This window comes from Achromobacter denitrificans NBRC 15125, assembly GCF_001571365.1.
Taxonomy (GTDB): Bacteria; Pseudomonadota; Gammaproteobacteria; order Burkholderiales; family Burkholderiaceae_B; genus Achromobacter; species Achromobacter denitrificans.
Map to the genome: position 1 here is coordinate 57,823 of NZ_BCTQ01000017.1, position 13,217 is coordinate 71,039.

Genomic DNA, 13,217 nt, shown 5'->3' on the forward strand with positions numbered 1-13,217 from the left:
GACACGCCATGAACCTGAACCTCTCCGAAGAACAAGAGATGATCCGCGCCAGCGTGTTCGATTACTTTTCGACCGCTTATGGCTTCGACCGCCATCTGGAACGGCTGGCCAAACCCGAAAGTACCGACCGCGCAGCCTGGCAGGCCATGGGCGAACTGGGCTGGCTGGGGCTGACCGTGCCGCAGGACGACGGCGGCCTGGGCCTGGGCCCGCAGGAAACCATGCTGCTGATGGAAGGCGCGGGCGCCGCGCTCTGCACCGAGCCGCTATTGGCCAGCGCGGTGCTGGCCGCGCCCCTGCTGGCCGGCGCAGCCGCGGGCTCGCCGGCGGCGCAGGCGCTACAGGCCGCTATTGCCGGCCAGGCCAGCCTGGCGCTGGCCTGGACCGAAAGCGACCGCGGCTTCGCGCCGCTGCAAGCCGACACCCGCGCCGAACGCGATGGCGAAACCTGGCGCGTCCGCGGCCGCAAGACACTGGTCGACAATGGCGCGCAAGCCGACTGGCTGGTCGTGACGGCACGCGGCGAAGCCGGCCTGGCGCTGCTGCTGGTGCAGGGCGGCGCGGACGGCCTGACCCGCTCGGGCGCGCCGCTGGCCGACGGCACCCGCAGCGCCGACCTGGTGTTCCAGGACACGCCGGCCGCAGCCTGCCTGGCCAGCGGTCGGCAAGCCGAAATCCTGCTGTTGCGGGCTGTCTACCGGGGCCTCGCGGCAAGCTGCGCGGCGGCGTTGGGCGCCATGGAACGTTCGCTGGAGATCTGCCGTGAGTATCTGCACGAACGCAGCCAGTTCGGCAAGCCGCTGGCCGCGCTGCCAGTCTTGCAGCATCGCTACGTGGACATGCTGATCGCGGCCGAACGGGCCCGTTCCATGACCCTGCTGGCCGCGCTGCGCGCGGACGAAGCCGCCGCGGGCGACGCCGAAGCACGCCGCGATCTCAGCCTGGCCAAGTTGACCGTAGGCCGCAGCGCGCGCCACGTGGGCGGCCAAGCCATCCAGGTGCACGGCGGCATGGGCATGGCCTATGAGTATCCCATCGGCCACTACTACCGCAAGCTGCTGTGTTGCGACACCGCTTTTGGTTCGCAGGACGACCATCTGGCCCTGCTGTCCGAAAGCCTGGCCGCACCCGCCGCCTGACCTCCGCCCTTACTCATCCAGACCTCGCCATGGCAATCATTGCACAAGACCGTATCCAGGCCGCTAAACAGGACGGCGTCCTGCTGCTGGGCCTGAACCATCCGCCTCTCAACACACTGGATCACCCCCTGCGCCAGCAGTTGCACGACGCCCTGCAAGCCGCCGCCGAGGACGCGTCGGTGCAGGCCATCGTGCTGCATGGCACGCAAGGCAATTTCAGCGCAGGCGCCGACATCCGCGAATTCGACCAGCCGAGGCAGGCGCCATGGGCCGGCGACCTTGCCAGTCTCATCGCCGCCAGCGGCAAACCGGTAGTCGCGGCCCTGGAGGGCGTGGCGCTGGGCGGAGGCCTGGAACTGGCGCTGGCGGCCCATGCCCGCGTCGGCTCCGCCAGCGCCAGACTCGGCCTGCCCGAAGTCAAGCTCGGGCTGCTGCCCGGCGGCGGCGGCACGCAGCGCCTGCCTCGCCTGATTGGCGCGGCGCATGCCCTGCCCCTGATACTGGAAGGCCGCAGCGTGGACGGCAAGGCCGCGCTGGCGCTGGGCCTGCTGGACCAGGTTTGCGATGAGGCCGGCCTGCTGGACTGCGCCGTGCGCAAGGCCCGCGCGCTGTGCGCGGGGAATCCCGTCTCGCGCCGCGACACTTCCTCTTCCTCCGAAGTCCAGGCCGGCCTGGCCGCCCTCGCAGCGCAGCGCCAGCGCCTGGCTGCCAAGCCCCATGTCCTGCCAGCCCAGCGCCTGCTGCTGGACTGCCTGCAGGCCGCGCTGGAGCAGCCGCTGAAAGATGGCCTGAAGTTCGAGCGCGACGCCTTTCTGCAATGCGTGGCCAGCGCCGAGCACAAGGGCCTGGCGCATGCCTTCTTCGCCGAACGGCAGGCGGGAAAGTCACCGGCGGGCCAAGCTCGGCCGCGCCCGGTTCAGCGCGCCGGCGTCATCGGCGGCGGCACCATGGGCGCCGGCATCGCCGTGGCCATGCTGGATGCAGGACTGGACGTGGTGCTTATCGAACGCGACGCAGCCGCGTTGCAATCTGGCCGGGAACGGATCGACGGCATCTACCAACGGCAGATCAAATCCGGCAGACTGGACGCGGCCGCACTCGATCGGCATCTGTCGCGACTGAGCGCGGCAACCGACTATGCGGCGCTGTCCACAGCCGATCTGGTGGTCGAGGCGGTGTTCGAGGACATGGACGTGAAGACGCAAGTTTTCGCGCAGCTGGACCGGGTTTGCAAGCCCGGCGCCATTCTGGCCACCAACACCTCGTACCTGGACATCAACCAGATTGCGCGCAGCATCTCGCGTCCGCAGGACGTGATCGGGCTGCATTTCTTCTCGCCCGCCAACATCATGAAGCTGCTGGAGATCGTGGTGCCTGAGCAGGTCGCCGACGACGTGGTGGCGACGGGCTTCGCGCTGGCGCGGCGTCTGGGCAAAGTGCCGGTGCGCGCGGGCGTCTGCGACGGTTTCATCGGCAACCGCATTCTCTACGTGTACCGCGAGGCCGCCAACCACATGATGGAGGACGGCGCCTCGCCCTACCAGATCGACCAGGCGCTGGAGCGCTTCGGCTACGCCATGGGCCCGTTCCGCACCGCCGACCTGACCGGCGGCGACATCGGCTGGGCGACCCGCAAGCGCAAGGCGCCCACCCGTCCGCCGGAGGCGCGCTACGTGCGCGTGGCGGACCGATTGTGCGAACGCGGCTGGTTCGGCCAGAAGACCGGCCGCGGCTACTACCTCTATCCCGAACGCGGCCAGCGCGGCAAGCCCGATGCCGACGTGCTGGCGCTGATAGACGAGGAGCGCGCCGCGCGCGGCATCACGGCCCGCGCGTTCAGCGACGAGGACATCGTGCGGCGCTACATGGCGGCGCTGATCAACGAAGCCGCCAAGGTGCTGGACGACGGCATCGCGCTGCGTCCCGCGGACATCGACGCCGCGCTGGTCAACGGCTACGGCTTTCCGCGCTGGCGCGGCGGCCCCATGAAGTACGCCGACGACGCAGGCCTGGCGGCCGTCCTGGCCGACATCGAATCCTATGCCAAGGAGGACGCCGCGTTCTGGGCCCCCGCGCCCCTGCTGCAACGCCTGGCACGCGAAGGCTCGACCTTCGGCAAGCTGAACCAACCCCAATAAGGAATCGCTGCATCATGCGAGAAGCCGTCATCGTCGCCACTGCGCGCACCCCGCTCACCAAGTCCAAGCGAGGCGAGTTCAACATCACCCAGGGGCCGACCCTGGCCTCCTACGCCATCCAGGCCGCGGTCGAGCGCGCCGGCGTGGACCCGCAGCGCATCGAGGACGTAGTCCTGGGCTGCGGCTATCCGGAAGGCACCACCGGCCGCAACGTGGCCCGCCAGGCGGCGCTGCGCGCCGGACTGCCGCAAAGCGTCGCAGGCGCCACCGTCAACCGCTTCTGCGCCTCCGGCCTGCAGGCCATCGCCGACGCAGCGGCGCGCGTGGTCATGGGCCAGTCCGGTCCGGTCGTGGCCGGCGGCGTGGAAAGCTGCTCGCTGCTGCGTACCCGCGACGACGGCGTCAGCGGTATCGACAACTGGCTGCAGGACCAGATCCCTCAACTCTACCTGCCCATGATCGCCACGGCCGACATCGTGGCACAGCGCTACGGCATCAGCCGTGAAGACCAGGATGCGTTCGCCCTGCGCAGCCAGCAGCTCACCGCCGCGGCGCAGCGCGAGGACCGCTATGCGGACGAGATCATCTCCGTTCGAGCCACCATGGAAGTCACCGACAAGGAGACGGGCGCCACCCGCCGCGAGGACGTCACCGTCAGCGCCGACAATTGCAATCGCCCATCCACCACCGCCGACGGCCTGGCCGGCCTGACGCCGGTCATGGGCCCGGACCGCTTCGTGACCGCAGGCAATGCCTCGCAACTGGCCGACGGCGCCTCGGCCTGCGTCCTGATGGATGCCCGCGACGCCGAACGCGCCAACCTCGAACCGCTGGGCGCCTTCCGCGGCCTGGCAGTGGCCGGCTGCGCGCCGGATGAAATGGGGATAGGCCCGGTCTACGCCGTGCCCCGCCTGCTGGAGCGCCACGGTCTCAAGGTCGAGGACATCGACCTGTGGGAACTGAACGAAGCGTTCGCCTCGCAGGCGCTGTACTGCCAGCGCCGCCTGGGCATTCCAATGGAACGGCTCAACGTCAACGGCGGCTCCATCGCGGTGGGCCATCCCTTCGGCGTGACCGGCGCGCGGCTGGCCGGCCATGTGCTGCTGGAAGGCAAGCGTCGCGGCGCCAAGTACGCGGTCGTCACCATGTGCGTGGGCGGCGGCATGGGCGCGGCGGGACTGTTCGAGATCTTCTGAGTGCGCAAGGACGCGGGGCGGACCGCCCCGCGTTGCGCAGCAAAAGGGACGCCCGGAGGCGTCCCTTTTTGTTCCTCGCAGCGTCCTGCCGCTTACTGCGGTTCGATCTTGGCGTCGACGGCGCGCTGCGTCCAGATCTTGCGCTGCTCCAGCGCGAACGCCTGGTGCTCGGCCACGGTGTTGGGCGAAACCTGCATGCCCAGCGATTCGAAGCGCTGCAGCACGTCGGACTCGCGCAGGATGGCGGCGACTTCCTGGTTCAGCTTCTGCACCACGGCGTCGGGCGTCTTGGCCGGCGCGGCCACGCCGACCCAGACGACGAGGTCGAAGTTCTTGTAGCCCAGTTCCGCCAGGGTCGGCACCGCGGGGAATTCCTTGGCGCGCTGGTGGCCGGTGTAGGCCAGCCCGCGCAGCTTGCCCGCCTGCATGAAGGACGTGACGACGGACAGGTCGGCGAACAGGTAGTCCACGTGGCCGCCCAGCAGATCGGTCACGGCGGGCGGCTGGCTCTTGTACGGCACGCCGTTGGCGGCCGCGCCGGCCACGGTATTGAAGGTGGCGCCGGCGATCTGGCTGGTGGGCGAACCGTAGGCGTAGTTCAGGGGCTTGGCCTGCGTGGCCTTGACCAGCTCCTGCAGCGACTTGTAGGGCGCGTCCTCGCGCACCACGAGCATCATGGGAATGGTGGCGATCCGGATGACGTGGATGAAGTCTCCGGTGGGATCGAACGGCAGCTTGCGGAACAACGCCGGCGTGGCCGAGTGCGTCGAGCTGCTGGTGAGGATGAGCGTGTAGCCGTCGGGCTGCGCGCGGGCGGTGAACGACGAGCCGATGGTGCCGGACGCGCCGGGCTTGTTCTCGATCACCACGGGCACGTTCAGGCGCGGGCCGAGCTTTTCCGCGATGATGCGCGCGCTGGTGTCGGTGGCGCTGCCCGGCGAGAACGGCACCACGATGGTGATGGGCTTGTCGGGATAGGCCGGCTGCGCCTGCGCGGCGCCTGCGGGCAGCGCGCTTGCCAGCGCGGTCAGGACGGTAAGGCTGCCGGCGGCCAGCAGGCGGCGCCGTGCGCCTAACGGTTGGTTCATGCTTGTCTCCTGTCAGGGGCCGCGGGTCGGCCTCTTCAACTCAAGCCGTATGATGCGTGCGCCGCGCTTATCCCAACAAGGGACTAATTTTCATAGACTTATTCCAAACCGGGATTAATGCTCTTCGGCCTGCCGCAAGCGCAGGTAATCCTCGGTGGCTTGCAGGAAAGCCGACGCCGCCAGCGACAGGCGCGCGTTGCGGCGCTGGATCAGCCAGAGCTCGTGCCCGTGCCGCCGGGCGCCGTCGATGGGCAGGATGCGCAGGCCCAGCTGCCGCGCCAGGTCGCAGGCATAGCCGGGCACCACGGTGATGCCCAGCCCGGCGCCCACCAGCTTGAGCGCCGACGTGAGCATGCCGGCTTCGATGCGGTAGCGGAATTCCAGGTTCAGGTCGGCCGCCACGCGGTCCAGGCTGCGCCGCACGCTGTACACGTTGCGCAGCATGATGTGGTCGTGGGCCGCCACGTCGGCCCACGATACCGAGCGCTTGCGCGTGAGCGCGTGGCGCGGCGCGCACACCGCGTACATGGTGTCGCGGTAGATGACGCGGGTGGCCAGTTCGTCCGACGGCGTCTCGACCGAGACGATGCCGAAGTCGGCGCGCCCGTTGCGCACGTGCTCGATGGTGTCGTCGGTGGACAGTTCGAAGAGATCCAGCTTCACGCTGGGATGGGCGCGATGGTAGTCCGCCACCACGTCGCCCAGCAGGCCGACCATCATGAGGGGCGAGGTGGCCACGCCCACGGTGCCGCGCTCCAGGGTGCGCAGCCCCGACATGCTGCGCTCGGCCGCGCGCACCGTGCCGAGGATTTCCTGCGCGTAGGCGTAGAAATCCGCGGCGCCGTCGCAGGGCGTGACGCTGCGCGTGGACCGCTCGAACAACGGCTGGCCGACCTCGGCCTCCAGTTCGGCGCAGAGCTTGCTGACGGCCGATTGGGTCACGAAGGCCGCGCGGGCGGCCGCCGTGAAGCTGCGCAGTTCGTACAGCGCGCAGAAGACGCGCAATTGCTTGAGAGTGATGTTCATGGTCGAAGTCGCCGCCTGGCGCTCTCCGGCCATGCCGGCCTCAGCGCCCAACCGGGAGCATATCGCGATCGGCGTCCTGGCGCGGCGCCGGGCGGCCGAGCTCCCCCGGCGTGCGCGAGAAGCGCACCGGGATGCCGGCGGCCATCAGCGGCCCTTCGGTGGGGTGCTCCACGCGCTGGAAGAACCCGGTGGCCCGCAGGTGCGGATCGTCGAACAGGGCCTCGGGCGTGTTCACCGGCGAATGCGGGATATCGGCGTCCGCCAGCAGCGCGAGCCACTGCTCGGTGCCGCGCAGCGCGACGATGTCCGCCAGGTCCTGGTAGAGCTCGTCGAAATGCCGCGCGCGCGCCGCCGCGTCGACGTAGCGGGCATCGGCCGCCAGGTCGGGGCGCTCGGCCAGCGCGAAGAAGCGCCGCCACTGCGCATCGGTGTACGGCAGCAGGGCCAGGTAGCCGTCGCGAGTGCGGTAGGGCCGGCGCTGCGGCGAGAGCACGCGGCTGTAGCCCATGGGCCCCAGCGGCGGGACGAAGCTGTGCCCGCTCATGTGCTCGACCAGCGTGAAAGACACCAGGGTCTCGAACATCGGAACCTCGATGGCCTGCCCCTGGCCCGAGCGCTCGCGCTCGTACAACGCCATGGGGATGGCATAGGCCAGCGTCAGGCCCGCCACCTTGTCGGCCAGGATGGTGTTGACGTAGGCCGGCGCGCCGCTGTTGCGGCCCTGCAGATCGGCCAGCCCGCTCATCGCCTGGATGATGTCGTCGAAAGCGGGACGCGCCGCGTAGGGGCCGTCCTGGCCGAAGCCCACCGCCGAGCAATGGATGAGGCGGGCGTTGCGCGCGCACAGCGAGGGCGCGTCCAGCCCCAGCCGCGCCAGGGCCGCCGGACGCACGTTCGAGACGAACACGTCGGCGCCGTCGATCAGGCCCAGCAGGCGCTCGCGGTCGGCGGGCGCCTTGGCGTCCAGCGTCACGCTGTACTTGTTGCGGTTGAGGTTGAGGTAGGCGGGGCCCATGCCCGCGTGCGCGGCCGGCGCCGACGCGCGGAACACGTCGCCCTCGGGCGCCTCCACCTTGATGACTTCGGCGCCCATGTCGGCCAGGATCTGCGTGGCGTAGGGGCCCATCGCCACCGAAGTCATGTCGATGACGCGCACGCCCGCGAGCGGGCCGGCCATTACTTGGCCTCCTGGTGCTTTTTGCGGTTGACGAAAGGCGCCATGTAGCGGCGCGGCTCGTCGGTGGTGAAGGCTTCGCCGAAGGCGGCCACGCTGCGGTCCAGCCCGGCTTCCACCGTGGACTCGCTCCAGTAGCGCAGCAGGGCCTTCTGCGAGCGCACGGCGAGCGGGCCGCTTTCGGCGATGGGGGCCACGGTGCGCTCGACCAGCGCGTCGAGTTCGCCCGCCTCGCACACGAATTCCAGGAAGCCCCATTGCGAGGCCTGGGCGGCGTTCACCGTCTCGCCGGTGAGGAGCAGCCAGTTGGTGGGGCCCGGGCCGATGAGGGCCGGCAGCAGCACGGCATGGATCACCGACGGGATGCCCACGCGCACTTCGGGCATGCCGAAGACCGCGTCGGCCTGGCCCAGGCGGATATCGCAGGCCGCGGCCAGTTCCATGCCGGCCCCCAGGCAGAAGCCGGGAATGCGGGCGATGGTGGGAACCGGGATCGCCGCCACGGCGTCGCAGAGATCGCGCAAGCGCGTGATGAACTCGCGCGCGCCCTGCGGTTCGAGCTCGGCCATTTCGTAGATGTTGGCGCCGCCCACGAAGGCCCTGTCGCCCGTGCCGCGGATCACGACGGCGCGCGCATCGTCCTGGGCCGCGATCCAGCGGGCGGCCTCGGTCAGGCTGAGCGTCACCGGCGAGGCCAGGATGTTCAGGCTCTTGGCGTCATGGATCTGCAGCGTGTAGACGCCCCGCTCGTCGCGGGTCACGAGGGCGTGGGCAAAGGTAGGGATAGGCGCGGTCATGGAAGCTCCAGCTAGGGTGATGCCAGCGATGCTACGGGCCTGGTTTGATCACAACAAACGAGTAATTTTCATAGAATGAGTCCAGAACGGAATAAATGATCCGAACCGCCCCGGCTTGGGTACGATAGCCGCCTTCCAGCCGGAGTCGTACCATGGGCATCACGCTGCGCCAGCTTCGGGCCTTCTGCGCCGTCTACGAACTGAAGAACTTCACCCGCGCCGCCGAGGCGCTGAACCTGACGCAATCCACCGTCAGCAAGCTCTGCTCCGAACTGGAAAAGGCCGTCGGGCTGGCGCTGTTCGAGCGTTCGGCCCGGGGCGTGGAGCTGCTGGAAGGCACCGCGGAACTCTATGCCTACGCGCAGGAGGCGTTCGGATCGCTGCGCGCGGCCGAACGCAGCCTGAGCAGCCTGGCGGGCCTGGAGCGCGGCGAAGTGTCCATCGCCGCCTCGCCCATCATGATGCACACTCTGGTGGCCCCCGTGGTCACCCGGTTCCACGCCAGGCATCCCAACATCGTCTTCGACCTGCACGAGCTCACCGGCGACGAAGCCACCGAGCACGTCCTGCACGGCAAGGCCGACCTGGGGCTGGTGGCCGTCGAAAGCCAGGACCCCCGCCTGGACTGCCGGGTGGTCTACCGCGGCCCCATGTACGCGGTGGTGCCCGCCGGCCATCCCCTGGCCGCCCGCGGGCAGGCGCGCTGGCGCGACCTGGCGCGCTATCCCCACATCCTGCTGCGCGGCACCTACGCCGTGCGCCGCAAGATGGACCAGATCCTGCAGGACCAGGGCCTGGCCGTGCGCAGCGTGGCGCAGACCGGCAGCCTGACCACCGCCTTCGCCATGATCCGGGGCGGCATGGGCATCACGGTGATGCCGGCCTACGTGCGCAGCGTGTGCGAGGAAATGGGGCTGCATGCCCTGTGCATCGCCGACGACCCGCAGGCCGTCCACGAGCTGTCCATCCTGCGCCGCGCCGGCCACCTCCTGCCGCGCGCGGCCAGCGCTTTTCTTGCCGCGTTCGAAGCGCACCTGGACGGGCTGGGGCAACCCGCGCCCCCGCGGGATTAATCGCCTTTTTGAATGCCTTCATGACAATTAATCAATTGTTGGAATGATGCCGCAATTCCATCATTGACGCGTCGAGGCCCGCTACCCAGGCCGCCTGCCACGCGCTCCGGACGGTCCCTCGACGCCATAACCAAGCAGGGCAGACATGCCCGCAGCACGAGGAGACTCCCGACATGAAATTGAAGCACCGCCTGACGCAGCTGCTGACGCTGCTCGCCGCCCTTCCCGCCATCGCCGCCGCCGAAAGCTATCCCGCCAAACCCGTGACGCTGGTTGTCGCGTACGCGCCGGGCGGGATGACGGACATCCTGACTCGCCGCATCGCCGCCGACCTGCAGACCCGTCTGGGCAAGCCCTTCGTAGTGGAAAACAAGCCGGGCGCGACGGGCCAGATCGCGACCGAATACGTGTCGCGGCAGAAGCCGGACGGCTACACCGTGCTGGTGGGCGCCACCAGCCACGTGATCAACCCCGTCCTGAAGAAGCTGCCCTACGACGCGCGCAAGGATTTCGAGCCCGTCGCCCTGCTGGCGGTCAGCCCCAACTTCGTGCTGGTCAACGCCAACCAGGGCATCAAGACCTTCGCGGACTTCAAGAGCTATGCGCAGAAACAACCCTCCGTGCCCTACGGCACGGCCGGCGCCGGCGGCGCGCCCCACATCGTCGGCGAGCTGCTGCGCGCCCAGAGCGGCCTGCCGCTGATGCACGTGTCCTACCGCGGCGCCGGCCCGGCCATGACGGACCTGGTCTCCGGCCAGGTGCCCTTCGGCGTGGCGGAGTCCGTGACCGCCAACGCCTACCTGCAGTCGGGCAAGATCGTGCCGCTGGCCATCGCGTCGGCGCAGCGCCAGCCCCGCTACCCGGACGTGCCCACGCTCAATGAACTGGGCTACAAGGGCTTCGACCTGAATACCTGGGTCGGCGTGTACGCGCCGGCCGGCACGCCCGCCGACATCGTCCAGACCCTGAACGCCGAGATCCGCAAGGCGGTGATGCAGCAGGCCACCCAGGAGTACATCCGTTCGACCGGCTCCGAGCCCGGCGACATGGACCTCGCCCAGTACCGCAAGTTCGTCGGCGACGAAATGGACAAGTGGCAAGCCGTCATCACGCAGGCCGGGGTCAAGGATGAGTGACGTCCGCAAGGGCTCTCCGTCGCCGGAAGCCTATTTCGCCGAAACCCTGCGCGCCGGGCGGCTGGAAGTCCAGGTCTGCCGCAGTTGCGGGCGCGCCTTCTTCTTTCCGCGCACCCACTGCACGCACTGCCGTTCCCAGGAATATGCCTGGCGCCCCATGCGCGCCGGCGCCACGCTGTATTCCTATTCGGAGATTCCGGCCACGCCGCAGGCCCCCGCGCGCAACGTCATCCTGGCCGACATGGACGAAGGCTTTCGCATGATGTCCACGCTGCTCGGGCCCGAAGCGCCGCGCATCGGCATGCGGCTCACGGCCCGGCCCGATCCGCAGCGCGCCCGCGTCGTGTTCGAACCGGAGGCCGCATGACGGACTGGAACAAGAGCCTGCGCGGCTCGATCGCCATCACCGGCTGCGCCACGGCCGGCATCGGGGACGCCGGCGGCCTGAACGACCTGGAAGTCTCCTCGCTGGCGATACACGCGGCGGTGCGGGACGCGGGGCTGCGCATGGAAGACATCGACGGCCTGATGAGCGCCAGCCTGTCCTCGTCGATGTGGCTGAACAAGCTGGCCGAGTACCTGGGCGTATATCCGCGTTTCATGGATAGCCTCCAGATCGGCGGCGCCTCGTTCGTCGGACATTTGCTGATCGCCGCGGCGGCCATCCAGGCCGGGCTGTGCCGCAATATCGTGATCGCCTACGGCGCCACGCCGCGCGGCGGCAACGGTGTGTCGGCGACCTCGGGCGCCCGCGCCAAGCTGGATCCGTTTCCGTACGAAGAGCCGTTCCAGCCCTTCAATCCGCCCACCAGCTACGCGCTGGCGACGCGCCGCCACATGCACGAATACGGCACTACCCGCGAACAGCTGGCGGAGGTCGCGGTGGCCGCGCGCGCCTGGGCGCGGCTGAATCCCGAGGCCTACAAGCGCGACCCGCTCTCCATCGACGAAGTGCTGTCGGCCCGCGTGATCTCCTCGCCCCTGACCGCCCGCGACTGCTGCCTGGTGACCGACGGCGCCGGCGCCATCGTGGTGACCGCCGCCGAGCGCGCCGAGGTGGCCCGCCCCGTCTACGTGCTGGGCACGGCCCTGGCGCACTCCCACCGCCAGATCGCCTGCATGGCCGACCTAACGCGCACCGTGGCGGGCGAGAGCGCCGGCCAGGCGCGCGAACGGGCCGGCGTGTCGCTGGCCGATATCGACCTGGTGCAGCTCTACGACGCCTTCACCATCAACCCGATCCTGTTCCTGGAGGACATGGGGTTCTGCCGCAAGGGCGAAGGCGGCGCCTTCGTGTCCGGCGGCCGCATCGCGCCCGGCGGCGAGCTGCCGGTGAATACCAATGGCGGCGGGCTGTCCTGCGTGCATCCCGGCATGTACAGCATGTTCGGGCTGGTGGAGGCGGTGCGCCAGCTGCGCGGCGAATGCGGCGAGCGGCAAGTGAAACAGGCGCGCACGGCGCTCGTGCACGGCAACGGCGGGGTGCTGAGCGCCCAGGCCACGACCGTGCTGACCAATTGGATGGACTGAAGGAGACTCATGATGCTGGAAGGAAAAGTGGTCGTCGTCACCGGCGCGGCCAACGGGATCGGCCGCGCCGCCGCGGTGGCCCTGGCGGCGCAGGGCGCCCGCGTGGTGGTCAACGATCTCAACGTGTCGCTGGACGGCACCAGCGCCTCGCAGAGCACCGCGTCGCAGGTGGTGGAGGAAATCCGCGCCGCCGGCGGCACCGCCATCGCCAACGGCGATTCGGTGGCGGAGTACGCCAGCGCGAAGCGCATCATCGAAGCCGCGGCCGACACCTACGGCCGGGTGGATGCCGTCGTGAACAATGCGGGCATCGTGCGCGACAAGATGTTCCACCGCCTCACCCCCGAGGACTTCGACGCGGTGGTCAAGGTCCACCTCTACGGCTGCTTCAACCTCAGCCATGCGGCCGCGGGCCACTTCCGCGAACAGGGCGGCGGCAGCCTGATCAACATGACGTCCAATTCGGCCGTCATCGGCAACCGCGGCCAGGCCAACTACTGCGCCGCCAAACTCGGCATCGTGGGCCTGTCCAAGGCCATGGCGCTGGACATGGCGGCCTTCAACGTGCGCTCGAACTGCATCGCGCCGCTGGCCTGGAGCCGCATGACGGAAACCATCCCGGCCAAGACCGAAGAGCAGGCACGCCACGTCGAGAAGATCCGCCGCATGGGGCCGGAGACGATCGCGCCGCTGATCTGCTACCTGGCTTCCGACGCCTCGTCCGAAGTGTCGGGACAGGTGTTCGCCATCCGCCTGAACGAGATCTTCCTCATGAGCCAATCGCGCCCGGTGCGCTCGGTGCACCGCTCGGACGGCTGGACCGCGCAAAGCATCGCCGAGCACGGCATGGCCGCGCTGCGCGCATCCTTCATGCCGCTGGACACCTCGGCCCAGGTGTTCGCCTGGGATCCGGTGTGAGG

At 69.4% G+C, this 13,217-nt stretch carries 12 protein-coding genes; 8 read left to right on the forward strand and 4 right to left on the reverse strand.

Translation table 11 applies throughout. The features are described 5' to 3' along the window. Positions 1-8: 8 nt before the first annotated feature. Genes ADE01S_RS15725 through ADE01S_RS15735 form a run of 3 tightly spaced genes read left to right on the forward strand, consistent with a single transcriptional unit; the run spans position 9 to position 4,473 of the window. Complete coding sequence (locus tag ADE01S_RS15725) at positions 9-1,139, forward strand: acyl-CoA dehydrogenase family protein (protein WP_062682661.1); 1,131 nt, start codon at positions 9-11, stop codon at positions 1,137-1,139. A 29-nt stretch (positions 1,140-1,168) separates the two neighbouring features. Next, the gene (locus ADE01S_RS15730; protein ID WP_062682662.1) at positions 1,169-3,277 is read left to right on the forward strand and encodes a 3-hydroxyacyl-CoA dehydrogenase NAD-binding domain-containing protein; all 2,109 of its coding nucleotides are present in this window, start codon (positions 1,169-1,171) and stop codon (positions 3,275-3,277) included. Positions 3,278-3,291: 14 nt separating this feature from the next. Further along, positions 3,292-4,473 (forward strand): acetyl-CoA C-acyltransferase, encoded by a 1,182-nt coding sequence (locus ADE01S_RS15735; RefSeq protein WP_062682663.1) that lies wholly within the window; start codon positions 3,292-3,294, stop codon positions 4,471-4,473. Positions 4,474-4,565: 92 nt separating this feature from the next. Here ADE01S_RS15735 and ADE01S_RS15740 read toward each other — a convergent pair whose 3' ends face one another. From ADE01S_RS15740 to ADE01S_RS15755, 4 genes are all read right to left on the reverse strand, one after another. Next, positions 4,566-5,561 carry a Bug family tripartite tricarboxylate transporter substrate binding protein gene (locus ADE01S_RS15740; protein ID WP_087881348.1) on the reverse strand — a complete coding sequence of 332 codons (996 nt, stop codon included), beginning with the start codon at positions 5,559-5,561 and terminating at the stop codon, positions 4,566-4,568. 114 nt (positions 5,562-5,675) lie between these two features. Further along, a complete protein-coding gene (locus ADE01S_RS15745) occupies positions 5,676-6,587 on the reverse strand; it encodes a LysR family transcriptional regulator (RefSeq protein WP_062682664.1) in 912 nt (303 codons plus the stop codon). Between the two features lie 40 nt (positions 6,588-6,627). Continuing rightward, complete coding sequence (locus ADE01S_RS15750; protein ID WP_062682665.1) at positions 6,628-7,764, reverse strand: CaiB/BaiF CoA transferase family protein; 1,137 nt, start codon at positions 7,762-7,764, stop codon at positions 6,628-6,630. After that, on the reverse strand, positions 7,764-8,558 hold the full coding sequence (locus ADE01S_RS15755) for an enoyl-CoA hydratase (protein WP_062682666.1): 795 nt from the start codon (positions 8,556-8,558) through the stop codon (positions 7,764-7,766). Before ADE01S_RS15755 ends, ADE01S_RS15750 begins: the two co-directional genes overlap by 1 nt. 152 nt (positions 8,559-8,710) lie before the next feature. Here ADE01S_RS15755 and ADE01S_RS15760 point away from each other — a divergent pair, with 152 nt between their 5' ends. From ADE01S_RS15760 to ADE01S_RS15780, 5 genes are all read left to right on the forward strand, one after another. After that, positions 8,711-9,631 (forward strand): LysR family transcriptional regulator, encoded by a 921-nt coding sequence (locus ADE01S_RS15760; RefSeq protein ID WP_062682667.1) that lies wholly within the window; start codon positions 8,711-8,713, stop codon positions 9,629-9,631. Positions 9,632-9,804: 173 nt separating this feature from the next. Next, positions 9,805-10,767: a tripartite tricarboxylate transporter substrate binding protein gene (locus ADE01S_RS15765; protein ID WP_062682668.1), complete on the forward strand. Its 963-nt coding sequence runs from the start codon at positions 9,805-9,807 to the stop codon at positions 10,765-10,767. After that, entirely contained in the window at positions 10,760-11,134 is a 375-nt protein-coding gene (locus ADE01S_RS15770; RefSeq protein WP_062682669.1) for a Zn-ribbon domain-containing OB-fold protein, read from the forward strand. The genes ADE01S_RS15765 and ADE01S_RS15770 overlap by 8 nt, the downstream gene beginning before the upstream one ends. Continuing rightward, positions 11,131-12,297 (forward strand): acetyl-CoA acetyltransferase, encoded by a 1,167-nt coding sequence (locus ADE01S_RS15775; protein ID WP_062682670.1) that lies wholly within the window; start codon positions 11,131-11,133, stop codon positions 12,295-12,297. Before ADE01S_RS15770 ends, ADE01S_RS15775 begins: the two co-directional genes overlap by 4 nt. Before the next feature lie 12 nt (positions 12,298-12,309). Next, positions 12,310-13,215, forward strand: a complete 906-nt coding sequence (locus ADE01S_RS15780; protein WP_062682729.1) for an SDR family oxidoreductase — start codon at positions 12,310-12,312, stop codon at positions 13,213-13,215. The last annotated feature ends 2 nt before the right edge of the window (positions 13,216-13,217 follow it).